At 73.9% G+C, this 23,567-nt stretch carries 20 protein-coding genes; 9 read left to right on the top strand and 11 right to left on the bottom strand.

The features are described 5' to 3' along the window. Positions 1-2: 2 nt before the first annotated feature. Together FHX32_RS14035 and mfd are read right to left on the bottom strand one after the other, a co-directional pair. On the bottom strand, positions 3-722 hold the full coding sequence (locus FHX32_RS14035; RefSeq protein ID WP_167181689.1) for a hypothetical protein: 720 nt from the start codon (positions 720-722) through the stop codon (positions 3-5). Between the two features lie 127 nt (positions 723-849). Further along, positions 850-4,506 (bottom strand): transcription-repair coupling factor, encoded by a 3,657-nt coding sequence (gene mfd / locus FHX32_RS14030; RefSeq protein ID WP_167181687.1) that lies wholly within the window; start codon positions 4,504-4,506, stop codon positions 850-852. A gap of 316 nt (positions 4,507-4,822) precedes the next feature. Here mfd and FHX32_RS14025 point away from each other — a divergent pair, with 316 nt between their 5' ends. Both FHX32_RS14025 and FHX32_RS14020 read left to right on the top strand, forming a co-directional pair. Next, the gene (locus tag FHX32_RS14025; protein WP_167181685.1) at positions 4,823-5,746 is read left to right on the top strand and encodes a cyclase family protein; all 924 of its coding nucleotides are present in this window, start codon (positions 4,823-4,825) and stop codon (positions 5,744-5,746) included. A 384-nt stretch (positions 5,747-6,130) separates the two neighbouring features. Continuing rightward, positions 6,131-6,358: a winged helix-turn-helix domain-containing protein gene (locus FHX32_RS14020; protein ID WP_167181682.1), complete on the top strand. Its 228-nt coding sequence runs from the start codon at positions 6,131-6,133 to the stop codon at positions 6,356-6,358. Here the strand turns inward: FHX32_RS14020 and FHX32_RS14015 are convergent. Further along, on the bottom strand, positions 6,352-7,392 hold the full coding sequence (locus FHX32_RS14015; protein ID WP_167181680.1) for a S66 family peptidase: 1,041 nt from the start codon (positions 7,390-7,392) through the stop codon (positions 6,352-6,354). The two genes, FHX32_RS14020 and FHX32_RS14015, sit on opposite strands and share 7 nt — an antisense overlap. Before the next feature lie 171 nt (positions 7,393-7,563). Between FHX32_RS14015 and ppc the strand changes: the two genes are divergently transcribed. Continuing rightward, a complete protein-coding gene (gene ppc / locus FHX32_RS14010; protein WP_167181678.1) occupies positions 7,564-10,350 on the top strand; it encodes a phosphoenolpyruvate carboxylase in 2,787 nt (928 codons plus the stop codon). 126 nt (positions 10,351-10,476) lie between these two features. On the opposite strand, the gene FHX32_RS14005 is transcribed toward ppc, so the two are convergent. Beyond that, the gene (locus tag FHX32_RS14005) at positions 10,477-11,220 is read right to left on the bottom strand and encodes a hypothetical protein (protein ID WP_167181676.1); all 744 of its coding nucleotides are present in this window, start codon (positions 11,218-11,220) and stop codon (positions 10,477-10,479) included. Positions 11,221-11,273: 53 nt separating this feature from the next. Between FHX32_RS14005 and FHX32_RS14000 the strand changes: the two genes are divergently transcribed. Beyond that, positions 11,274-12,452, top strand: coding sequence for a DNA recombination protein RmuC (locus FHX32_RS14000; protein ID WP_167181674.1), 1,179 nt, complete (start codon positions 11,274-11,276; stop codon positions 12,450-12,452). 147 nt (positions 12,453-12,599) lie between these two features. Here the strand turns inward: FHX32_RS14000 and FHX32_RS13995 are convergent, their stop codons facing one another. Both FHX32_RS13995 and FHX32_RS13990 read right to left on the bottom strand, forming a co-directional pair. After that, on the bottom strand, positions 12,600-13,061 hold the full coding sequence (locus FHX32_RS13995; protein WP_167181672.1) for a hypothetical protein: 462 nt from the start codon (positions 13,059-13,061) through the stop codon (positions 12,600-12,602). Positions 13,062-13,114: 53 nt separating this feature from the next. Continuing rightward, positions 13,115-14,104, bottom strand: a complete 990-nt coding sequence (locus tag FHX32_RS13990; RefSeq protein WP_167181670.1) for a 4-hydroxy-3-methylbut-2-enyl diphosphate reductase — start codon at positions 14,102-14,104, stop codon at positions 13,115-13,117. A gap of 144 nt (positions 14,105-14,248) precedes the next feature. On the opposite strand from FHX32_RS13990, the gene xseA reads away from it, so the two are divergent. Further along, positions 14,249-15,472, top strand: coding sequence for an exodeoxyribonuclease VII large subunit (gene xseA, locus FHX32_RS13985; RefSeq protein WP_486481052.1), 1,224 nt, complete (start codon positions 14,249-14,251; stop codon positions 15,470-15,472). A gap of 37 nt (positions 15,473-15,509) precedes the next feature. Beyond that, on the top strand, positions 15,510-15,719 hold the full coding sequence (locus FHX32_RS13980; protein ID WP_167181668.1) for an exodeoxyribonuclease VII small subunit: 210 nt from the start codon (positions 15,510-15,512) through the stop codon (positions 15,717-15,719). A 94-nt stretch (positions 15,720-15,813) separates the two neighbouring features. Here the strand turns inward: FHX32_RS13980 and FHX32_RS13975 are convergent, their stop codons facing one another. Next, positions 15,814-16,662 carry a hypothetical protein gene (locus tag FHX32_RS13975; RefSeq protein ID WP_167181666.1) on the bottom strand — a complete coding sequence of 283 codons (849 nt, stop codon included), beginning with the start codon at positions 16,660-16,662 and terminating at the stop codon, positions 15,814-15,816. A 193-nt stretch (positions 16,663-16,855) separates the two neighbouring features. Further along, the gene (locus FHX32_RS13970; protein ID WP_167181664.1) at positions 16,856-17,602 is read right to left on the bottom strand and encodes a DUF4245 family protein; all 747 of its coding nucleotides are present in this window, start codon (positions 17,600-17,602) and stop codon (positions 16,856-16,858) included. A 157-nt stretch (positions 17,603-17,759) separates the two neighbouring features. Here FHX32_RS13970 and glpX point away from each other — a divergent pair, with 157 nt between their 5' ends. Both glpX and FHX32_RS13960 read left to right on the top strand, forming a co-directional pair. Continuing rightward, positions 17,760-18,791, top strand: coding sequence for a class II fructose-bisphosphatase (gene glpX, locus FHX32_RS13965; protein WP_088996002.1), 1,032 nt, complete (start codon positions 17,760-17,762; stop codon positions 18,789-18,791). Continuing rightward, positions 18,788-19,771 carry a DMT family transporter gene (locus FHX32_RS13960; RefSeq protein ID WP_167181662.1) on the top strand — a complete coding sequence of 328 codons (984 nt, stop codon included), beginning with the start codon at positions 18,788-18,790 and terminating at the stop codon, positions 19,769-19,771. Before glpX ends, FHX32_RS13960 begins: the two co-directional genes overlap by 4 nt. Positions 19,772-19,851: 80 nt before the next feature. Here the strand turns inward: FHX32_RS13960 and FHX32_RS13955 are convergent, their stop codons facing one another. Next, positions 19,852-20,781 (bottom strand): NAD-dependent epimerase/dehydratase family protein, encoded by a 930-nt coding sequence (locus tag FHX32_RS13955; protein ID WP_167181660.1) that lies wholly within the window; start codon positions 20,779-20,781, stop codon positions 19,852-19,854. Positions 20,782-20,918: 137 nt separating this feature from the next. Between FHX32_RS13955 and FHX32_RS13950 the strand changes: the two genes are divergently transcribed. After that, positions 20,919-21,617 (top strand): TetR/AcrR family transcriptional regulator, encoded by a 699-nt coding sequence (locus FHX32_RS13950; RefSeq protein WP_167181658.1) that lies wholly within the window; start codon positions 20,919-20,921, stop codon positions 21,615-21,617. Between the two features lie 116 nt (positions 21,618-21,733). On the opposite strand, the gene FHX32_RS13945 is transcribed toward FHX32_RS13950, so the two are convergent. Together FHX32_RS13945 and FHX32_RS13940 are read right to left on the bottom strand one after the other, a co-directional pair. Further along, on the bottom strand, positions 21,734-22,702 hold the full coding sequence (locus tag FHX32_RS13945) for an NAD(P)/FAD-dependent oxidoreductase (RefSeq protein WP_167181657.1): 969 nt from the start codon (positions 22,700-22,702) through the stop codon (positions 21,734-21,736). Positions 22,703-22,816: 114 nt separating this feature from the next. After that, complete coding sequence (locus FHX32_RS13940; RefSeq protein ID WP_167181656.1) at positions 22,817-23,470, bottom strand: rhomboid family intramembrane serine protease; 654 nt, start codon at positions 23,468-23,470, stop codon at positions 22,817-22,819. Positions 23,471-23,567: the final 97 nt, after the last annotated feature.

The following is a 23,567-nucleotide window of genomic DNA, read 5'->3' as shown; positions in this document are numbered from 1 at the left end:
GCTCAGAGGTCGGTCACCGTGTCGGAGCCGGGCTCCCCCAGCGGCACGCTCACCGCGGCGGCGTCGCCGGAGAAGCTGAGCACCGGGAACTCCAGCGGGCGGTAGCGCGGGTTGACCGTGACGTCGTAGGACTCGACCGCCTCGGCCAGCGTCTTCCGGGTGGCCAGCGCGCTGCGCAGCTGGTCACCGTCGAGCTGGCCGGCGGCGGCGTCGTCGGTCACGTCGGCCGGGATCGCGCCCGCCTTGCGGCCGGCCGCGATCAGATCCGCCATCTCCTGCTCGGTCGGCGCGACCGGCGCCGCGGCCGGCACGCCGGACAGGCAGGTGTAGAGAGTGGCCAGCTGCCGCACGTATTCGGTCTCCGGCGAGAGGCCGATCTGCTGGGCGATCTGCTGCGGCGCCGCCTGCCCGCGCGGCTGGTAGTTCCGCTCGGTCGAGACCCGCTCGCACACCTCGGTCAGCACCAGCACGCTCGCCACCTGACCGCGCCGGGGCAGCTGCGGCCCGGGCAGCTCCGGCTGCTCCTCACCCGGGCTGGCCGTGGTGGACGGGGTCGGCGCCGGGTTCTTCACCCGCGCGTCGTCCAGCACGGCGGTGACCGCGTCCTCGGTGATCCGGTGGTCACCGACGTACGCGGCGACGCCGGGCTCGGTACGGCAACCGGAGAGGGCGACGAGGCCGACCGCCACGCTGGCGACGGCGACAAGACGGCGAGCACGCATGGGGGCCACTCTCTCACGCCAACCGACGTCGCTGTGACGCCCCCCACCTCCCCGGCCGACCCGCCCGGCGGCCGGGGAGACGCCGTCGTGACACGGCCCTTCCCCGGCCGACCGGAAGCCGGCCGGGTCAGGCGGTCGCGCCGGCCGGGACGGCCGGGGCCGGGACGCCGAGGACGTCGGAGAGGAGCTGCGCGCACCACTCCAGCAGCGCCTGGTCGCGCAGCGGCTCGCCGCCCACCCGCCGGGTGCTCGGCCGGGGCACGCTGACCTGGTCGAGCGCGGACTTGTAGACCGCGTCCGGGTGGTAGCGCTTGAGCCGCAGCTGCTTCGAGTCCGGCAGCGGCAGCGGGCCGAACCGGATGTGCTTGCCCTGCATGCTGACGTCGGTGAGCCCGTACCGCCGGGCGAGCAGCCGGAACCGGGCCACCGCGACCAGGTTCTGCACCGGAGCGGGCGGCTCGCCGTACCGGTCGGTCATCTCGGCGACCACCTCGCGCAGCCGCTCCTCGTCGCGCGCTTCCGCGAGCTTGCGGTACATCTCCAGGCGCAGCCGCTCCACGCCGACGTAGTCGTGCGGCAGGTGCGCGTCCACCGGAAGATCAATCCGGACGTCGTCCACCGCACCGTCGGACTCCGGGCGCTCGCCCTTGAACGCCTGCACCGCCTCGCCGACCATCCGCACGTACAGGTCGAAGCCGACGCCTTCGATGTGCCCGGACTGCTCGCCGCCGAGCAGGTTGCCGGCGCCCCGGATCTCCAGGTCCTTCATCGCCACGTACATGCCGGCGCCCAGCTCGGTGTGCTGCGCGATGGTGGCCAGCCGCTCGTGCGCGTGCTCGGTCAACGGCTTCTCCGGCGGGTAGAGGAAGTAGGCGTACGCCCGCTCGCGCCCCCGGCCCACCCGGCCGCGGATCTGGTGCAGCTGGGCCAGGCCGAGCAGGTCGGCCCGCTCCACGATCAGGGTGTTGGCGTTCGGGATGTCGATGCCGGACTCCACGATCGTGGTGCAGACCAGCACGTCGAACTCCTTCTCCCAGAAGCCGACCATGACCTTCTCGAGCGCGTCCTCGCCCATCTGGCCGTGTGCCACCGCGACCCGCGCCTCGGGCACCAGCTCGCGGATCCGCCGGGCCGCCCGGTCGATCGACTCGACCCGGTTGTGCAGGTAGAAGACCTGCCCGTCGCGGAGCAGCTCACGGTGGATGGCCGCGGCCACCTGCCGGTCGTCGTACGCCCCGACGGCGGTGAGCACCGGGTGCCGCTCCTCCGGCGGGGTGGCGATGGTGGACATCTCCCGGATGCCGGTGATCGCCATCTCCAGGGTGCGCGGGATCGGCGTCGCCGACATGCTCAGCACGTCGACCGAGGCCCGCATGGTCTTCAGGTGCTCCTTGTGCTCGACGCCGAAGCGCTGCTCCTCGTCGACGATCACCAGCCCGAGAGACTTGAACCGGGTGGCCGCCTGGAGCAGCCGGTGGGTGCCGATGACGATGTCGGCGGTGCCGTCGGCGGCCATCGCCAGGGTCTGCTCGGCCTCCTTGGGCGTCTGGAACCGGGACAGCTGCCGGATGGTCACCGGGAACTGGCTCATCCGCTCGGCGAAGGTGTTGTAGTGCTGCTGCACCAGCAGGGTGGTGGGCACCAGCACCGCCACCTGCTTGCCGTCCTGCACCGCCTTGAACGCCGCCCGGACGGCGATCTCGGTCTTGCCGTAGCCGACGTCGCCGCAGATCAGCCGGTCCATCGGGACCGACTGCTCCATGTCCCGCTTGACCTCCTCGATCGCGGCGAGCTGGTCCGGCGTCTCCTGCCACGGGAAGGCGTCCTCCAGCTCCCGCTGCCACGGGGTGTCCGGGCCGAAGTTGTGTCCCTTGGACGCCTTGCGGGCGGCGTACAGCTGGATCAGCTGGGCGGCGATCTCCCGGACCGCCTTGCGGGCCCGGGCCTTGGACTTCTGCCAGTCCGAGCCGCCCATCTTGTGCAGGGTGGGCTGCTCGCCGCCGACGTACCGGGAGAGCTGGTCGAGCTGGTCGGTCGGGACGAAGAGCCGGTCACCGGGCTGGCCGCGCTTGCTCGGCGCGTACTCGATGACCAGGTACTCGCGCGAGGCGCCGTTGACCGTGCGCTGCACCAGTTCGAGGTAGCGGCCGATGCCGTGCTGCTCGTGCACCACGTGGTCGCCGGCCTTGAGCTCCAGCGGGTCGATGGTGTTGCGGCGGCGGCTGGGCATCTTGCGCATGTCGCGCGTCGAGGTGCCCCGGCCGCCGGTGACGTCGTTGCCGGTGAGCAGCACGAACCGGGACGCCTCGTCGACGAACCCGCTGGCCAGGCTGCCGCAGGTGACCAGCAGCTCGCCGGGGGCCGGCGCGGTCGGCACCTCCTCGACCAGGCGGGCACCGAGGCCGGCGTCGCGGAGCACCTCGACCGCCCGCTGGGCGGGGCCGTGCCCCTCGAACACCAGCGCTATCGACCAGCCCTCGCCGGCCCAGCGCTTCAGGTCGTCGACCACCCGGGCGGTCTCGCCGTGGTAGAGCGGGGCGGGCTGGGCCGCCAGGGTCACCGCGATCGCGTCGTCCGGGGTGACCGCCACCTCGGTCGGCTCGTCCTCCCACGGCTGCCGGGCGGGCGCGGCGGCCGCGTCGACCAGGCCGAACGGGGAGAGCGTCCACCACGGCTGGCGCAGCGCCGCCGCCGCGGCACGTACGTCGGCCAGGGTGCGGAAGGCGGCGGCGCCGAGGTCGACCGGGGCCTGCCCACCGGTGGCGGCCGCGGCCCAGCTGGCCTGGAGAAACTCCTCGGAGGTACGCACCAGGTCGTGCGCCCGGGTGCGGATCCGCTCCGGGTCGCAGAGGATCACGTGGGTGCCGGCCGGCATGGTGTCCAGCAGCAGTTCCAGGCTCTCCTCGCCGAGCAGCGCCGGGACCAGCGACTCCATCCCCTCGACCGGGATGCCCTCGGCCAGCTTGTCCAGGATCTCGGCCAGCTCGGGGTGCTCCTGGGCCAGTGCGGCGGCCCGCTCCCGTACGTCGGGGGTGAGCAGCAGCTCGCGGCAGGGCGGGGCCCAGAGCTGGGCGACCTGCTCGATGGTGCGCTGGTCGGCGACGGCGAAGGTGCGGATCTCCTCCACCTCGTCGCCCCAGAACTCGACCCGGGACGGGTGCTCGTCGGTGGGCGGGAAGACGTCCAGGATGCCGCCGCGGACCGCGAACTCGCCGCGCTTGGTGACCAGGTCGACCCGGGCGTACGCCATGTCGGTGAGCCGCCGCGCGACGTCCTCCAGGTCGGCCTCGTCGCCGGCCGCGAGCTGCACCGGCACCAGGTCGCCCAGGCCCTTGAGCTGCGGCTGGAGCAGGGAGCGGACCGGGGCCACGACCACCCGCAGCGGGCCGGTACGGCCGTGCGCGTCGGCCGAGTCGGGGTGCGCGAGCCGGCGCAGCACAGCCAGCCGCCGCCCGACCGTGTCCGACCGGGGCGAGAGGCGCTCGTGCGGCAGCGTCTCCCAGGACGGGAGGACCGCCACCTGCTCGGCCGGCAGCAGGCTGCCCAGGGCGGCGGCAAGATCGTCGGCCTCCCGGCTGGTGGCCGTCACGGCCAGCACCGGCCGACCGGCTCCGCCGGCTTTCCCGTCGGCGTCCGCCGCGACGGCCGCGACCGCGAACGGCCGCAGCGCCGCCGGCGCGGTGATGTCCAGCCCGTCGACCTGGGCGGCACCGGAGCGCGCCAGGTCACGCGCCCGGGCCAGCCCGGGGTCGGCCAGGGCGGCGGAGAACAGACCGGTGAGCATGTGATCACTTCCGTGGGGAGTCGGCACGCGTGGGCAGGCACACGACAGATGCCCCTCGTCCGGCCGGACGGGGGGGGGTGCACGACTGCCAGCCTATCTCCGCCGCCCGACACCCACCCCCTTCCCGCGCGCTCTGGCCCTCCCGGAGCCACCCGCCCCCTGAGCGCCGAACCCCGAGCCGCCCGAAGATCCGGACACTTTCAGTGAATGAGTGCCCTCCGACGCGCCGGAGGGCACTCATTCGGAGAACGTGCGTGGTTTCTGGCGTCCCGGTGGGATCTTGACGGGGTGGCGGGGGTGGTGATCGGGTGCTGTCATGACGGAGGAGTGGCGGGCGCAGTTCGACGCGGAGGTGAGCTTCGCCAACGGCGGCGGGCTGCGGACAGAGGGGTTCCGGCTGGACATCCCCGGCCGGGAGATCAGCGACACGGACCTGGGCGCGCTCCTGGTGCGGCACCTCGGCCTGTTGATGGTCGCCGAGGTACGGATCAGCAACAAGACGATCATCCAGGAGCCGCACAAGGGCGGCCGCGGCGTGGCCGCCACCGAAGGCGCGCCGACCGGCGCCGGTCGGCGGCTGGTGGAGCTGAGCCACGTGATCAGCGACGGCATGGTCACCCTGCCCGGCTGGCCGGCGCCGCGGATCGGTGACTGGCTGACCTTCGCGGCGTCCCGGGCGAACTACGCGCCGGGCACCGAGTTCCGGGTGGCCCGGGTCGACATGATCGCCAACACCGGCACCTACCTGGACACTCCCGCGCACCGCTGGGCCGACGGGGCCGACCTGACCGGGGTGCCGCTGGACCGCCTCGCCGACCTGCCCGGCATCGTGGTGCGGGTGCCCGCCGGCACCCGGGCGATCGACCGGCTGATGCTGGCCCCGTACGACGTCGCCGGCCGCGCGGTGCTGCTGCACACCGGCTGGGACGCGCACTTCGGCACCGACCGGTACGGCGCGCCGGAGGCGCCCCACCTGACCGGGGAGGCCGCTCGGGCGCTGGCCGAGGCGGGCGCGGCGCTGGTCGGCATCGACTCGATCAACATCGACGACATGGGCCCGGCGGCCGGCGGCGAACGCCCCGCGCACAGCAGCCTGCTCGCCGCCGGCATCCCGATCGTGGAACACCTGACCGGCCTGGGTGAGCTGCCGCCGGACGGCTTCCGGTTCACCGCCGCCCCGCCGCGGGTCGCCGGCATGGGCACCTTCCCGGTCCGCGCCTTCGCCCTCGTCGACGCCTGACCACCGACCCGCCGGCCGAACGGCCCGCCCCGCCGCAGCGCGGGCAGACCCACCGGTCAAGTCCACACGAGATTCGCGATGCGGCGGTATCCACCACGCGTGGATACCGCCATATCCGGGACATGGAGTGGATCTCGCGGCGGCGGCGCCTCAGGCGGCCCGGGGCTGCGCCCGAACGAGCTGGGTCCTTCCCGGTCAAGGCCCGGGGAGCGGAGTGCCACCTCCACCCCGGGCCGCTCTTCTGGAACGGGTATGCCTGCCACCGCCACCCGTAGGTCAACCTAGGACTACCTGTCATGTCAGGTCAATACCTGACGGTGCCTTTCATTGACGCTTCACCGACAGTCGTGATCACATGGGCTCACCTGCCACGGAAGTCTGCCCATGCCTGCATACACGAAGAAGCAACGCCTCATCGACGCCCTGACCCAGCGCATCGAGTCAGGTGAGTACCCGCCCGGAGCAAAGCTGCCATCCGGCACCGAGCTCTGCGCCGAGTTCGACGTGTCCCGTCAGGTGGTGCGTTCGGCCATCGACTGGCTCAAGGCGCGAGGACTCGTCGAAGGCGCGCCGGGCGCCGGAGTCTTCGTGCGAGAAGAGGGTGGTCAGTAGCGGACGGAGATGCGCCGGTCGACGGCGTCGACGCGGATCTCGCCGCCGTACGGCACGATCAGTTGCGGGTCGGTGTGGCCGAGGTCGACGTCGAAGACCAGCACCGCGTCCGGGGCGTACTCGGCGAACGCCCGGGTCACCGCCGCCCGCTGTTCCGCCGCGTACGCCTGCCGCTGCTCGGGGGTGTGCGGCCGCTCGAAGTCCCAGGCCTTGGCCCGGCCGACCACGGCGGCCGGGAAGGTGGCCAGCAGGCCACGCTCGCCCAGGTTGCGCAGGATCCGGTAGACCTCGGTGCCCGGCGGCAGCTCCTCGGAGGTCTCGATCAGGAGGACCGAGCCGGCCAGCTCGGCGGCCGGGGCGACCCGGTCGGCGGCGAGCAGCCAGTGCAGGATCTCCAGGTTGCCGCCCCAGGTGCGCCCCTCGACCACCCGCTCGGGTCCCTGCCAGCTCCAACCGGTGCCCGGGAACATCAGCGGCTCGTCCGCCAGCGACGCCGGGTCCCGCCAGTCGTTGGGCTGGTCGCCCCACTCCGTCGCCGGGGTCAGCTCGTACCAGCCGGCGGTGAACAGGGCGGCGCGCAGCGAGTCGAAGGTCAGCGGGTGTGGCTGGCCGGGCCGGCCGAGGTGCACCAGCACCGACCCGCCGTGGTAGCTCACGATGCCCAGCCGGTGCAGGTGGTTGAGCACGTTGGTGTTGTCCGAGTAGCCGTAGTAGGGCTTCGGGTTGGCCCGCAGCACCGCGTCGTCCAGGTGCGGGGTGACCGTGATCAGGTCGTCGCCGCCCACGGTGGCCAGCACGGCGGTCACCGACGGGTCGGCGAAGGCGGCGGTCAGGTCCCGGGCCCGGTCGCGCGGGTCGGCGCCCAGCACCCGGGTGGTCGGGTACTCCACCGGTTCCAGGCCGAACTCCTCCCGCAGCCGGCGCAGGCCCAGCTCGTACACGTGGGGGAAGAGACCCGGCAGGCCGGCGGAGGGTGAGACGACCGCGACCCGGTCGCCGGGCCGCGGCTTGGGGGGATAACTCAGCGGTTCCATGATCGAACGCTAACCGGCCGGTCGAGCGGTTTCCGGCCGGCGAAGAAGCCTGAATCCGGCGAATCCCGTCATAGGCTGAGGTTCGGGCCCCCTCCTTCCCGCCGGGGCCACGCGGATACGATCCAGGGAGTCGGACAGCGCTGTCCTTCGTACTCGCGTAAGGAGCGCACCGTGACCGACCAGCACGACCACGACGGCCCCGACGCCGCCCTGCGGGCCGACATCCGCCGCCTCGGCACCCTGCTCGGCCAGACCCTGGCCCGCCAGGAGGGCCGCCCGCTGCTCGACCTGGTCGAGGAGATCCGCGCGCAGGTCCGCTCCGACGCCCCCACCGCGGCCCGGCGGCTGGGCAGCCTGGACGTCACCACCGGCACCAAGCTGGCCCGGGCCTTCTCCACCTACTTCCACCTGGCCAACATCACCGAGCAGGTGCACCGGGCCCGCGACCTGCGCCGCCGCCGGGCTGTCCAGGGCGGCTGGCTGGACCAGGCGGCCAAGATGATCGCCGAGCGCGGGGTGCCGGCCGAGGAGATCGCGGCGGTCGCCCGCCGGCTGGCGGTCCGGCCGGTCTTCACCGCGCACCCGACCGAGGCGGCCCGCCGGTCGATCCTGTCGAAGCTGCGGGCGATCGCCGACGAGCTGGACGCCGAGACCGCCAACGCGATCCTCTACGGGGCCAGCGACGAAGGGCCGGCCAACCGCCGGCTGGCCGAGCTGCTCGACCTGATGTGGCAGACCGACGAGCTGCGGCTGGACCGGCCGGACCCGACGGACGAGGCCCGCAACGCCATCTACTACCTGCGCGACCTGTACGCGGAGGCCGCCCCGCAGGTCCTCGACGACCTCGCCGACACGCTGCGCACCCTCGGCGTGGAGACCTCGCCGACCGCCCGGCCACTGACCTTCGGCACCTGGATCGGCGGCGACCGCGACGGCAACCCGTTCGTCACCCCGACGGTGACCCGCGAGGTGCTGACCATCCAGCACGAGCACGGCATCGCGGCGACCGAGAAGGCGATGGACCACCTGATCAACGAGGTGTCGGTCTCCCGCCGGCTGCGCGGGGTGTCGCTGGACCTCTCCGCCAGCCTCGCCGCCGACCTGGACGCGCTGCCCGAGGTGGCGCCCCGGTTCCGCCGGGTCAACGCCGAGGAGCCCTACCGGCTCAAGGCCCGCTGCGTGAAGGCCAAGCTGGCCAACACCCGGCAGCGGCTGCGGCAGGGCACCGCGCACGTGCCGGGCCGGGACTACCGCGGCTCGGCCGAGCTGGTCGCCGACCTGGAGCTGCTGCGCGCCTCGCTGGCCCGCAACTCCGGCCAGCTCACCGCGGTGGGCCGGCTCGCCTCCACCATCCGTACGGTCTCCGCGTTCGGCCTGCACCTGGCCACCATGGACGTCCGCGAGCACGCCGAGGCACACCACGCGGTGCTGGCCCAGCTCTACGGGGCCGTCGGTGAGGTCTCCGACTACCCGTCGCTGACCCGGCTGGAGCGCACGAAGCTGCTCGCCGACGAGCTGGCCGGCCGCCGCCCGCTGTCCACCCTGGACACCCCGCTCACCGAGGCGGCGCGCAAGACGTTCGACGTGTTCAGCACCATCCGCGAAGCGCAGGACCGGTTCGGCAACGAGGTCATCGAGTCGTACATCATCTCGATGACCCTCGGCGTGGACGACGTGCTCGCCGCGGTGGTGCTGGCCCGCGAGGCGGGGTTGGTCGACGTGCACAGCGGCCGGGCCCGGATCGGTTTCGTCCCGCTGCTGGAGACCCCGGCCGAGCTCAACGCCGGCGGCGACCTGCTCGACGAACTACTCTCGCTGCCGGCGTACCGGGCGCTGGTGGCCGCCCGCGGAGACGTGCAGGAGGTGATGCTCGGCTACTCCGACTCCAACAAGGAGGCGGGCATCACCACCAGCCAGTGGTCCATCCACCGGGCCCAGCGGGCGCTGCGCGACGTGGCCGCCCGGCACGGCGTGCACCTGCGGCTCTTCCACGGCCGGGGCGGCACGGTGGGTCGCGGCGGCGGGCCGACCCACGAGGCCATCCTGGCCCAGCCGTACGGCACCCTGGACGGCGCGATCAAGGTCACCGAGCAGGGTGAGGTGATCTCCGACAAGTACACCCTGCCGTCGCTGGCCCGGGAGAACCTGGAGCTGACCCTGGCCGCGGTGCTGCAGGCGACGCTGCTGCACACCGCGCCGCGGCAGCCCGCCGAGCTGCTGGAACGCTGGGACGCGACGATGGAGCTGGTCTCCGGGGCGGCGTTCCGGTCGTACCGGTCGCTGGTCGAGGACCCGGACCTGCCGGCGTACTTCTGGGCGTCGACGCCCACCGAGCTGCTCGGCGCGCTGAACATCGGCTCCCGCCCGGCGAAGCGCCCGAACACCGGGGCCGGGCTGGCCGGCCTGCGGGCCATCCCGTGGGTGTTCGGCTGGACGCAGACCCGGCAGATCGTCCCGGGCTGGTTCGGGGTCGGCTCCGGGCTGGCCGCGGCCCGCGCCGAGGGTCGGGCGGACGTGCTGGCCGAGATGCACCGCAACTGGCACTTCTTCCGCACGTTCCTGTCCAACGTGGAGATGATGCTGACCAAGACCGACCTCAGCATCGCCCGCCGGTACGTCGAGACGCTGGTGCCGAAGAAGCTGCACCCGATCTTCCACAAGATCGAGCAGGAGTACGAGCTGACCCGGCAGGAGGTGCTGGCGGTGACCGGGTCCCCGGCGCTGCTGGACGGCTCGCCGGTGCTCCAGCGCACCCTCGCCGTACGGGACACCTACCTCGAGCCGCTGCACCACCTCCAGGTGGCGCTGCTCCGCCAGTACCGCGACTCCGGCGCCGCCGGGCGGGCGGTGGCCACCGCGCCGGGTGGCCGGCGCGCGCCGAGCGACGGCACCGCCCTGGAGCGGGCGCTACTCACCACGGTCAACGGCATCGCCGCCGGCATGCGCAACACGGGCTGAGCGGCCGCCCGCTCCCGCGGGTACGACTGTCGGCGAGCCTGACACCGGAGAGTCATCAACCTGCCGCTCCGCCATCGCGGCCCGGGCGAACCTGGTCCGCCGGCGGCCCGACGGCCGTCGGCGGGATCAGAAGTCTCCGCCGCCGAAGTCCCCGCCGCCGAAGTCGCCACCGAAGTCCCCGCCGCCGACGTCGCCGCCCTGATCGCCGTAGTCGGCGCCGTCGGGGTAACCCTCCTGGTAGCCCGCGTCGTGGCCATAGCCGGGGTCGGCGAAGGCCGGCGAGAAGAGCGCGTCGGCGATCAGCACGCCGCCGAGCACCCCGGCGCCGGCGCCCAGCGCCGTCTTCCACCACGGGGTGGAGTACCAGCCGGCCGGCACCGGCCGGCCCTGGAACCGCCCACCGGGGTGGTAGTAGGGCGTGTCCCGGCCCGGCTGCGGACCGGCCTTGAACGTCTGCCCCTGCACGTCGACCTGGCGTTCCCTGGTCAACTGCCCGGCGTCCGCCGCGGCGGCCAGCGGGGGCAGCTCCGGACCGGGGTCGATGCCGAGCGCCACCCGGGCCGCCCGCGCGTACGCGAGCCCCTCCAGCGCGGTCTCCCGGGCCAGCCGGTACTGCTGGACGGTGCGGGCCTGCTCCAACTGGCCGCCGGCGGCGTTGTAGCGCTCACCGGCGTCGACCAGCGCCTGGCGGACCGCCGGGTCGTCGCCGTGCAGGTTCATCACCTGGCCGCCCAGGCGCTCGTACCAGCGCTGGGCGTCGGCCCGCACGTCGGCCAGGTCCCGCTCCTGCCGGGCCGCGCTCTCCCGGCGCCACCACAGGAACGCGCCCAGCAGCAGCGCCGCCAGGATCACCACCAGCAGAAGTTCCATGGCCCGAAGGTACCCGCGCCGCTCACGTCGTACTCTTCTGGCAAGCTCCGGGGGTGGACTTCTCGACGCTGGCCGTGGTGGTCGTCTGCCTCGCCGCCGGTGGTGCCCTGGGCTGGCTCGCCGCCCGGTCCCGCGCCGCGGCCGAGATCGCCCGGCTGGACGCCACGCTGCGCGCCACCCGCGAGGGCGAGAGCCGGCTGGAGCAGTCCATGCGGGCGCTGAGCTACGAGGCCACCGCCCAGTCCCAGGAGGCGGTCGCCCGGGCGGTCGCCCCGCTGCACGACACGCTGCGCCGCTACGAGCAGCGGGTCGCCGAGCTGGAGCGCGACCGGGTCGACGCCTACGCCGAGCTGCGCGAGCAGGTGCGCGCGATGAGCACCGTCTCCGGCGAGCTGCGCACCGAGACCAAGCAGCTGGTGGCGGCGCTGCGGGCGCCCCAGGTGCGGGGCCGCTGGGGCGAGCACCAGCTGCGGCGGATCGTCGAGGCCGCCGGCATGCTGGAGCACTGCGACTTCGCCGAGCAGGTCACCGCCGCCACCGACCACCAGGGAGTCCGCCCCGACCTGGTGGTACGCCTGCACGGCGGCCGGTCCGTGGTGGTGGACGCCAAGGCGCCGTTCGACGCGTACCTGACCGCGATGGAGGCGCGCGACGAGCGCGGGCGCGACACCCACCTCGACGCGCACGCCAAGCACCTGCGGGCGCACGTCGACGCGCTGGCGGCGAAGTCCTACTGGGCCGCGTTCGACAGCACCCCCGAGTTCGTGGTGCTCTTCGTGCCCGCCGACCCGTTCCTCGACGTCGCCCTCCAGCGCGACCCGACGTTGCTGGAGTACGCCTTCGCCCGCAACGTGGTGCTCGCCACCCCGGCCACCCTGGTCGCGCTGCTGCGTACGGTCGCCTACTCCTGGCGGCAGGAGGCGCTGGCCCGCAACGCGGTGGCCGTGCACTCGCTGGCCCGCGAACTCTACGGCCGGCTGTCCACGCTGGGCGACCACGTCGGCAAGCTCGGCGCCTCGCTCAGCGGCGCGGTGACCGCGTACAACCGGGCGGTGGGGTCGCTGGAGGCGCGGGTGCTGGTCAGCGCGCGCAAGCTCGCCGAGCTGGGGGTCTCCGACCAGGAGCTGGCCGCGCCGGCGCAGATCGAGCTGGCGCCCCGCCAACCGCAGGCGCCGGAGCTGCTCGACACCGCCGACCCCGAGATCCCGCCGCACCGCGCCGCCCTGGATTGACCCCTCGCCGCCGGGGGCGGCCCGGCCGCCACGAAGGCGGGCCGCTACGCCGCGACGCCGGCCGGGCCGCGACGAGGGCGGGCCGCTACGCCGCGAGGCTCGCGCGGGCCGCGACGAGGGTGGCCCTCGGCGCGGGCGGGCCGGGCGTCAACCGCGCCGGGCGGACTCGACCAGGAACGGGATGCCCTGCTGGCAGGTGGTCATCATGCCGGGCTGGGCCCGGCCGGTGACGCTCACCTTCGCGCCCACCGCCAGCACGTCGCGCGGCCCGCCGATCAGCAGGTAGCCGTCGAGCAGCAGGCAGTTGGGCTCCACCCCGGCGGCGACCGTGCCGGTCAGCGTGGTGTCCCCCACCGGCGGTGGCGGGGTCGGCCCGCCCGGACGCTTGGTGCCCAGCGGCGGGTCGGGAATCGTCGGGTCCACCGGGTCGTCCGGGACCCGGGTGCTCGGCGACGGGCTGGGGCTCGCCGGCGTCGGGCCGGGCGGGCTGGTCGCCGGCGCGTCCGTCGGGCTGGGACTGGGGGTGCCGTCGCCGCCGTCCTGGCCACCGCAGGCGCTCAGCGCCACGCAGACCACCAGCGCGGAGAGGGCGAGCCGAAGGGTCCTCATACCCGTATCGGACGCAGCGGCGCCGGCCGCCGTTCCCGACCCGGCCGCCGCCGTCAGCCGCGGGCCGCCGCGGCGGCCTTCATGTCGCGCTTCAGTTCCTGCGGCAGCGAGAAGGTCAGCCGCTCGTTGGCGGTGACCACCTCCTCGACGTCGGTGAAGCCGCGTGCGGCGAGGTGGGCGAGCACCTCCTGGACCAGCTCGTCGGGCACGCTCGCGCCGGAGGTCAGCCCGACCGTCCGCGCTCCGGCCAGCCAGGCGTCGTCGATCTCGTCGGCGAAGTCGACCAGGTGACCGGCGCGCGCGCCGGCGTCCAGGGCGACCTCGACCAGGCGTACCGAGTTGGAGGAGTTGCGCGAGCCGACCACGATCACCACGTCGCAGTCGGGGGCGATCTCCTTGACCACGTGCTGCCGGTTGGAGGTGGCGTAGCAGATGTCGTCGCTGGGCGGGGACTGGAGCATCGGGAGCCGCTTCTTCAGCCGGGCCACCGTCTCCAGCGTCTCGTCGACCGACAGGGTGGTCTGGGAGAGCCAGACGACCTTGTTCGGATCGCGAACGGTGATCTTGTCGGCGTCCTCCGGGCCGTCGACCAGCTGGATGTGCTCGGGTGCCTCGCCGGAGGTGCCGATGACCTCCTCGTGCCCCTCGTGGCCGATCAGCAGGATGTCGTAGTCCTCGGCGGCGAACCGCTTGGCCTCCTGGTGCACCTTCGTGACCAGCGGGCAGGTCGCGTCGATGGCCTTCAGCGAGCGCGCCTTCGCCTGCTCGTAGACCTCGGGGGCGACGCCGTGCGCGGAGAAGATGACGGTGGCGCCCTCCGGCACCTCCTCGTTCTCCTCCACGAAGATCGCGCCCTTGGCCTCCAGGGTGCGCACCACGTGCTTGTTGTGCACGATCTGCTTGCGCACGTAGATCGGGGCGCCGTAGAGCTTGAGCGCCTCCTCCACGGTCTGCACCGCGCGGTCGACCCCCGCGCAGTAGCCGCGGGGCTTGGCCAGGAGCACGCGCTTGCCGGTCCGGGAAGTCGCTTCAGCCTGAGTCACCCACCCATCGTACGTGCCGTCCCGGCCACTCACAGCGGGCCCAACCTCCGTTGATCATGAGGTTGGCGGCACCTTCCGCGGGTCGCGACAACAACTTCATGATCAACGAAGGGGATGGTCGGGGGTGGGTCGTAGGGTGGGCGGGTGAACGCGGGCGAGGTGGGCGGGAAGAGCACGTCCGAGGAGCCGTGGCCGGTCCGGGTGGTCAGCCAGAAGGTCGGGCAGTGGATCGCGCGGCTGGGGTGGGTCTGGGTGGACGGGCAGGTGGCGCAGATCAGCCGCCGGCCCGGCGCCACCACCGTCTTCCTCACCCTGCGGGACCCGTCGGCCGACCTGAGCCTGACCGTCACCACCAACCGCGACGTCCTCGACGCCGGCGCGCCCGAGCTGCGCGAGGGCGCCCGGGTGGTGCTGCACGCCAAGCCCGAGTTCTACGCCGCCCGGGGCACACTGAGCCTGCGCGCCGACGAGATCCGGCAGGTCGGCCTCGGCGAACTGCTGGCCCGGCTGGAGAAGCTCAAGAAGCTGCTCGCCGCCGAGGGGCTCTTCGACCGGGCCCGCAAGCGCCGCCCGCCGTTCCTGCCCAACCGGATCGGGCTGATCACCGGCCGCGCCTCGGCCGCCGAGCGGGACGTGCTGACCAACGCCCGGCGGCGCTGGCCGGCGGTGGAGTTCCGCACCGTCAACGTGGCCGTGCAGGGGCCCAGCGCCGTCCCGCAGATCGTCGACGCGCTCAAGGTGCTGGACGCCGACCCGACCATCGACGTGATCATCCTGGCCCGCGGCGGCGGCAGCATCGAGGACCTGCTGCCCTTCTCCGACGAGGCGCTCTGCCGGGCCGTCTTCGCCTGCCGTACACCGGTGGTCAGCGCGATCGGCCACGAGACGGACGCGCCGCTGGTCGATTACGTCGCCGACCTGCGCGCCTCCACCCCCACCGACGCGGCCAAGCGGGTCGTCCCCGACCTCGCCGAGGAGGTACGCCTCATCGGCCAGGCCCGGCACCGGCTGCAACGGGCGGTACGCAACCTGGTCGACCGCGAGTCGCACCGGCTCGACGGGCTGCGCTCCCGCCCGGTGCTGGCCCGACCGGAGGTGATGGTCGAGCAGCGGGCCACCGAGATCGCCGCGCTGCGCCAGCGCGCCGGCCGCTGCCTCGACCACCGGCTCGCCGCCGCCACCGACGACCTGCGGCACACCCTGGCCCGGCTGCGCGCCCTCTCCCCCGCCGCCACCCTCGACCGGGGCTACGCGATCGTCCAGCGCGCCGACGGCCACGTGGTCCGCGCCGCGTCCGAGGTGGGCAAGGGTGACCCGCTACGGGTACGGCTCGCCGAGGGCGAGTTGGCCGCGACGGTCGACGGATGAGCCGGGGCCGCGGGCACGATGTGGTGGGATGGCAGCGATGACTGACGAGAAGAACGACGAGCGGCTCAGCTACGAGCAGGCCCGCGCCGAACTGGCTTCGGTGGTCGAGCGGCTGGAGGCCGGCGGCACCTCGCTGGAGGAGTCGCTGGCGCTCTGGGAGCGCGGCGAGGCGCTCGCGGTGATCTGCCAGCGCTGGCTCGACGGCGCCCGGGCCCGCATCGACGCCGCCCGCCAGCCGGCCGAGTGAGGGTCACACCCGCCGGCCGACCTCACGCCCGCCGGCGGACCGTCACGCCGGTCGTGGTGGGCGGCCGGGCGCCCACCACGACCGCGTGGTCACCTCAGTTGAAGAGGTTGTACAGCTCCGGCGGGGCCTCGACCACCTGGTCCGCCGGGGGCTTCCGGGCGGCGGTGGCGTTGCCGTAGTCGGAGTAGGTGATGCGGACGTCCTGCGCCTTGTTCCGGCCGGCGGCCGGGATCTGGACGACCAGCTCACTGAGCCGGCCCTGCGCGTCGAGCCGCGCGGTGAACGGCACCGACTTCGCCTGCGCGCCGAGCGCGGTGATCACACCGGGGTCCATCGAGCCGGCCTCGGCGGCCTTCGACACGTCGATGGTGCCGGCGTAGCTGCCCTCGCCGGTCTGCCGCACCTCGGTGATGCCCTGGGTGAGCACGTCGCTGCCGGCCGGGTCGAGCTTGTCGAAGTCGAAGCCGAGGTTCCGGTTGCCCTTGATCCGGGTCTGGTCGAGGTGCTGGTACTTGCCCAGGTTGAGCTTCTGCACGGCCGGCAGGCTGCCGGCCGTCTTCCCGCCCAGCTCCAGCTTGACCCAGCTGTCCGGGCGGGCGTGGATGAGGTCGAGCTTCATGAACAGGTCGTCGGTCGGCGCGCCGACGGTGACCCGCATCTCGGCGCTCTGGCTCGGCTCGTGCACCTGCCCCTCCGCCGTGGAGCCGGCGCCGGACATGGTGAACCGGAAGTTGCCGTTGCTGATCTCCCGGGTGGAGTCCAGCAGCGCCTGTTTGGCGTCACCGGCCACCGGCGACGCGGACCCGGAGGCGGTCCCGGACGCCGAGACGCTCGGGGTGGCGGACGAGCCCGCCGAAGGGGTCCCGGTGGCGTTGCAGGCGGCGAGACCGGGAGTGAAGAGCGCGGCGGCCACCAGGCCGGCACCCAGTCGTCGAACAGTCATCTGTGTCTCCCAAGAGGGTCACCCGACGCACCTGGCGGCGGCCGGAAACCGGGCGGCGCGGCAGCACGGTCGGCCACGCCGCGCGGGCCCGCCGGAGTCGGCCGGGCGAGTCCGCTCCTCTCCTGTTCCCTGCCGCCGCGTCGCACAATCACCGTTCTGTCCGGTTGCCCCGGACAGGTGACCCCGGTGGGCGTCAGCGCAGCGAGGTGGCGAGGTGACGCAGCTCGTTGTCGCTGGCGTCGCCCACCACGATCACCGTCCGGGTCGGCTCCAGCAGCACCAGTGCCTGCTCGTTGCCCCGGGCGGTGTACCGCTGCCAGGTGCGTCCGCCCAGGTCGGTCTGCCCCTGCGGCTGGCCCTGGTCGGTCAGCTCGGTCGGCAGCAGCCGCTCCGCGGGCACGCTGCTCTGCACCAGCTGGGCACCCCGGCCCTCCGGCGTGAGGTAGCCCAGGCGCAGCGTCGACCCGCCCTCGACGGTCTGGAAGTTGGCGCTGACCGTACGCCAGCCGTCGCCCAGGTCGGCCGGGACGGCCACCGGGAACGCGTTGGCCGCCCGGGCCGACTCGACGGCCGGCGCCGGATCGACCGTGACCGGCTGGTCGCCGCCGAGGAAGCCCCGGTAGAAGGCGAGCAGCAGGGCGATCGGGATCAGCAGCACCAGCAGCGAGATGGCCATGTCCTTGGGCGACCGTTCGGACTTGCCGGCGTCCACCCGCGGCGGCGGGGCGGGCAGCTCCCCGGTCTCGGCGGCCCCGTCGAGAGCGGCGCTGCCGGCGGCCGGCGTCGCTCCGGGAACGGGGGCGGCCGGGCCCGGCTCGACCAGGGCCGGTTCGCCGGCCGGGGCGGCGGCGGGGGGTCGGCCGCCCTCCGTCACCGGCGGTTGGCCGTCCGGCGGGGTCGAGTCGGCAGGTACGCGATCGGCAGGCTGTGCGGGTTCCACCCCGCCATCTTCCCGCACCGCCCGACCGGCGGTATCCGGGCCATCACCGCCCCGCCCCGGCGTCGGCTCGGCCATCGTGTGAGGATCAGCGACAAACCGGCAGCCGCGACACGGAATGCTGCCGGTCCACCCCGCACCGTCGCGAGGAGGAGCCGTCATGACGAACACCAGGACGCGGATCCCACAGGATCTCGACCGCAACCTTGCCCTCGACCTGGTCCGGGTCACCGAAGCCGCGGCGATGGCCGCCGGCCGGTGGGTCGGCCGGGGCGACAAGGAGGGCGGCGACGGAGCCGCCGTCGACGCGATGCGCAAGCTGATCAACTCGATCCCGATGCGGGGCGTCGTGGTGATCGGCGAGGGTGAGAAGGACAACGCGCCGATGCTGTTCAACGGCGAGGAGGTCGGCGACGGCACCGGCCCGGAGGTGGACGTCGCGGTCGACCCGATCGACGGCACCACGCTGATGAGCAAGGGCATGCCGAACGCCCTGGCGGTGCTCGCGGTCGCCGAGCGGGGAGCGATGTTCGACCCCAGCGCGGTCTTCTACATGGAGAAGCTCGCCGTCGGCCCGGTCTACGCCGACGTGGTGGACATCAACGCCGGGGTGGCCGAGAACCTGCGCCGGATCGCCAAGGTCAAGGGCACCGACATCTCCGAGGTGACGGTCTGCGTCCTCGACCGGTCCCGGCACGACGACCTGGTCGCGCAGATCCGCCGGGCCGGCGCCGGCATCCGGTTCATCTCCGACGGGGACATCGCGGGCGCCATCGCCGCCGCCCGCGGCGAGTCGGACGTCGACGTGCTGATGGGCATCGGCGGTACGCCGGAGGGCATCACCGCCGCCTGCGCGCTCAAGTGCATGGGCGGGGCGATGCAGGCCAAGCTCTGGCCGCGCGACGACGAGGAGCGGGAGAAGGCACTCGCCGCCGGGCACGACCTGGACCGGGTGCTCACCACCGACGACCTGGTCACCGGGGACAACTGCTTCTTCGTGGCCACCGGCGTCACCTCCGGCGACCTGCTGCGCGGGGTCCGCTACAAGGCGGGTGGCGCGTACACCCAGTCGATCGTGATGCGGTCGAAGAGCGGCACGATCCGGGTGATCGACTCGTACCACCGGCTGGAGAAGCTGGCCCTCTACTCGGCCGTCGACTTCGACGGCCGTCCGCTGGCCGAGCAGGAGTGAGCGCCGCCGGGACGACGGTCCGACCCGTCCTGCCGGCGAGCCGCCGGATCGTCGGGGTGGGGTTGGCGATCACCTCCGGGGTCGCCGTGGCCGTGCAGTCCCGGATCAACGGCGAGTTGGGCGTACGGCTGGCCGACGGGATCGCCGCCGCGGTGGTCTCCTTCGGGCTGGGCCTGCTGGTGCTGCTGGTGCTGGTGCCCGCCACCCCGGCCGGGCGGCGCGGGCTGGCCGCCCTGCGCCGCGCGCTGGCGGCCGGCGAGCTGCGGCCGGTGCAGTGCCTGGGCGGCGTCTGTGGCGCGTTCCTGGTGGCCACCCAGGGACTGACCATCGGCGCCCTCGGCGTGGCGGTCTTCACCGTGGCGGTGGTCGCCGGCCAGTCGGCCAGCAGCCTGGCGGTGGACCGGGCCGGGGTCGGCCCGGCCGGCCGGCAGCCGGTCACCGGCCAGCGGCTGGCCGGCGCCGGGTTGACCGTGGTCGCCGTGCTGCTCGCCGTCGGCGACCGGTTCGGCGACCCGGCCGCGCTGGCGCTGGCCGTGCTGCCGCTGCTCGCCGGGGTGGCCATCGCCTGGCAGCAGGCGGTCAACGGCCGGGTACGGGTGGCCACCGGCAGCGCGCTGACCGCCACCCTGGTCAACTTCACCGCCGGCACCGTGGCGCTGCTCGTCACGTTCGCCGTCGACCTGGCGGTACGCGGCCGCCCGACCGGCGAGCTGCCGGCCGAGCCCTGGCTCTACCTGGGCGGCCCGATCGGCATCGTGTTCATCGCGGTCGCCGCCGCGATCGTCCGGTTCACCGGCGTGCTGCTGCTCGGCCTGGCCACCATCGCCGGGCAGGTGGTCGGCGCCGTCCTGGTCGACTGGGTGCTGCCCACCGCGGCCTCGCACCCCGGGCCGGCCACCCTGCTGGGCGCGGCACTGACCCTGGTCGCGGTGGTGGTGGCCGCCGTGGGCCCGCCCGTGCGCCGCCCGGACATCCGCTGAGCGGGTGGGTTCGGGCGGCCGGTAGCGGCGGGTCGGGGGCCGCTCCGGCCCGCTGAGCGGGCGGAGTCGGCGCCCGGGGATCAGGCGCTGGCCGGGCGCAGGGCGGGCAGGGTGGCGGTGAGGGCGTCGTCGAGCGGCGTGGGGTCGATGCCGAAAGTGGCCGTGGCGGCGGTGGAGTCGAGCACGAACGGCCGGTCGAACTGGTAGGCCACCTCACGCATCTCCTTCGCCGTCGGGTCGAACAGCCCGCCGAGCCAGAGCACCGGGCCGGGCATCCGGACCAGCCGCGGCGCCGGCGCACCGGCCAGGGCCGCCGCCCGGGTGGCCAGCTCCCGGATCGAGACCGCCGGCGGTGACGGCACGTGCCAGGGCCGGCCCCAGCCGCGCTCGTCACCGGCCGCCGCGACCAGCGTCCGGGCCACGTCCCCGACGTACGTCCAGCTGTGCGGCGCGTCCAGGTCGGCCGGCACCAGCGCCCGCCGGCCGGCCGCCACCCGGGGCAGCACCAGCATGTTCACCATCGACTGCGCGCCGGCGCCCAGGTAGTCGGAGCCCCGCACCTCGGTGACCCGGGCCCGACCGGCCCGGTGCGCGGCCAGCGCGTCCGTCCACATCCCAACCCGGACCTGCCCCTTCACGCTGTTCGGCCGCAGCGGCGTCGACTCCGTCATCGGCGCGTCCACCGGGCCGTAGCCGTACAGGTTGCCGACCGTGGCCAGCACCGCGCCGCTGCGCTCCGCGGCGGCGAGCAGGGCGGCGGCCAGCGGTGGCCAGTCCGTGGTCCACCGGTGGTAGGCCGGGTTCGCGCAGTTGTAGAGCGCCGCCGCGCCGGTGACCAGCTCGGCCAGCCGCTCGGCGTCCGTGGCGTCCGCCGCGATCCGCTCGATGGCCGGGTGCTCCGGTCCACCGCCGCGGCGGGTCACCAGCCGCACCCGTTCGCCCCGGTCGGCGAGCAGTCGGGCGGTGGCCGAGCCGACGGGGCCGGCGCCGACGATCAGGTGCAGTGCCATCAGAGTTTTCCTCCAGAGCGGTCATACGTTTCGAGAGCGGTGCTCTCCGCCGGGACCAGCATGGCGCGTTCCTTCGGCCGCGTCAAGAGCAGTGCTCTCGATTTTGATAAGCGCTCTCTTCGTGGCAGGGTGGACGCATGTCCGCGTCCTCGATCCGCGCCCGGGTCCGCGCCGAGATGATCGACGAGATCAAGGCGGTGGCCCGGCGGCACCTGGCCACCGACGGCGCCAACCTCTCCCTGCGGGCGGTGGCCCGCGACATGGGGATGGTCTCGTCGGCGATCTACCGCTACTTCCCCAGCCGGGACGACCTGCTCACCGCGCTGATCATCGAGGCGTACGACGCGCTCGGCGCCGAGGTGGAGACGGCGGACGCCGGTCGTGACCGCCTCGACCTGCGCGGGCGTTGGCACGCGGCCTGCCGGGCGGCCCGCGGCTGGGCACTCGCCCATCCCGCCGAGTACGCGCTGCTCTACGGCAGCCCGGTGCCCGGCTACGCCGCCCCGGACGACACCATCGGCCCGGCCCAGCGGCCGCCGCTGACCCTGGTCGGCATCCTCCGCGACGGGTACGCCGCCGGACGGATCGATCCGCCGCCGACCACCGAGCCGGCCGACCCGCTCCGCGCCGACCTGGCGGAGATGGCCGCGCTGCTGGGCGGCGGTCTGCCGGAGGCCCTGCTGGCCCGGGGCATGGCCGCCTGGACCCAGCTCTTCGGGCTGATCAGCTTCGAACTGTTCGGCCGGATCAACCGCGCGCTCCCGCACCGGGACGACTACTTCGACCACCAGATCGCGCTGATGGCCGACCTCATCGGCCTGCCCGGTCCGGCCTGAGCCCGCCGACCGACTGCGCGATCGGCGGGCGGGCCGGGCGACGGGACCGGTGGGCGGGCATACCGGAGTGCCGCGTCAACCCGCCACCGGCCGGGACGTCGTCCGGCACCGCCGCCTCAGGTGCCGTCGGAGGAGTGCCCGGGGAAGAGGTGCGCGCTCGGGTCGATGGCCACCGCCGCGTTGTTGATCGCGGTGGCGGCCTCCCCGAAGCCGGTCGCGATCAGCCGCACCTTGCCCGGGTACTCGGTGATGTCGCCGGCCGCGAAGACCCGGGGCAGGTTGGTCGCCATCGCGCTGTCCACCACGATGTGCCGGCGGTCCAGCCGTAGTCCCCACTCGGCGAGCGGCCCGAGGTCGGCGGTGAAGCCGAGCGCGGCGATCACGGTGTCCACCGGCAGTGTCTCAGCGGCGCCGCCGCGTACGGTGATCTCGGCGCCGGTCACCGAACCGTCGCCGTGCAGCCGGGTGACCTCGGCGTTGACCACCACCCGTACCGGCATCGCCAGCACCCGGGCGACCGTGGCAGCGTGCGCCCGGAACTTCTCCCGGCGGTGCACCAGGGTCACCGACCGGGCCAGCGGCTGGAGGGTGGCGGCCCAGTCGAACGCCGAGTCGCCGCCGCCGACGATCAGCACGTCCCGCCCGGCCAGTTCGGCCGGCTGCGGTACGAAGTAGACGATCCCGGCGCCGACGAAGTGCTCGGCGACCGGCAGCGGGCGGGGCGTGAAGCTGCCCAGCCCACCGGTGATGACGACCGCGCCGCAGCTCACCTGCTCACCACCGGCCAGCCCGAGCACCGGCCGCTCGCCGGCGTAGCTGAGCTTCTCGGCCCGGGTGCCGAGCAGGTAGAGCGGATCGAACGGGGCGGCCTGGGCGACCAGGTTCGCCACCAGATCCCGCCCCTTGATCGACGGAAAGCCGGCCACGTCGTGGATCAGCTTCTCCGGGTACATGGCGGTGATCTGCCCGCCGGCCTCGGGCAGCGCGTCGACCACCGCGACCGACAGCCCACGGAACCCGGCGTAGTACGCCGCGAACAACCCGGCCGGGCCGGCCCCGATCACCGCGACATCGACCTCACGCATGGGCGTACCGTCGCTTTCCGCTCACGGATCTACGCGTGCTGATCCCGACGGTAGGGCCGCCGGCGGGTCCGGGCAAGCACGTCCCACCGCGCCGTGGACGGCGCCGGCGCCTGGTCAGGGCAGGGTGAGCGAGGACTCGGAGTGGTAGGGACCGCCGAGGTCGGGGCGGCGGCGCCGGAACACGATCGCGGCCACGATCCCGCCGAGCAGCCCGAACAGGTGCCCCTGCCAGGAGATCCGCTCGTCGGTGGGGAGGATGCCGACCAGCTGCCAGCCGTAGAGGAGGCCGACCAGCAGGACGACCGCGAAGTTCCACCAGCTGCGCTCGACGATGCCCCGGGTGAGCAGGATCCCGAGGTAGCCGAAGATGACCCCGCTCGCGCCCACCACCACCGAGTTGGGCGAGCCGGTGAACCACACCCCGAGCCCGCTGACCAGCACGATCACCAGGGTGGACCAGAGGAACCGGCGGGCGCCCGCGGCGAGCACGAAGGTGCCGAGCAGGATCAGCGGGATGCTGTTGCTGTAGAGGTGGTCGAAGCCGTGGTGCAGGAACGGTGAGAAGAAGACCCCGTCCAGCCCGTCGATCCGCTGCGGGATGATCCCGGCGGTGGCGTCCAACCCGAAGGCCAGGCCCTGGTCGGCGGCCTCGACGAGGAAGAGGAACGGCACCACCGCGCACATGGCGACGAAGGCCCGGCCGAGCGCCGCGTAGAACGCCTCGGTGCCGAACCGGTGCGGGTCGCCGCTTCCGGGGAGCAGGGTCACCCTCCAATGGCTATCAGCAATCGCCGGCCGCCGCCACTCGCGGCCCGGATCGGCGACCCACGACGGCGGCGGGGCGGGTGGCAACCCACCCGCCCCG

The sequence above is a fragment of the Micromonospora sp. CNZ280 genome (genome assembly GCF_011759515.1).
This window is presented reverse-complemented; position numbering and strand designations above follow the sequence as displayed.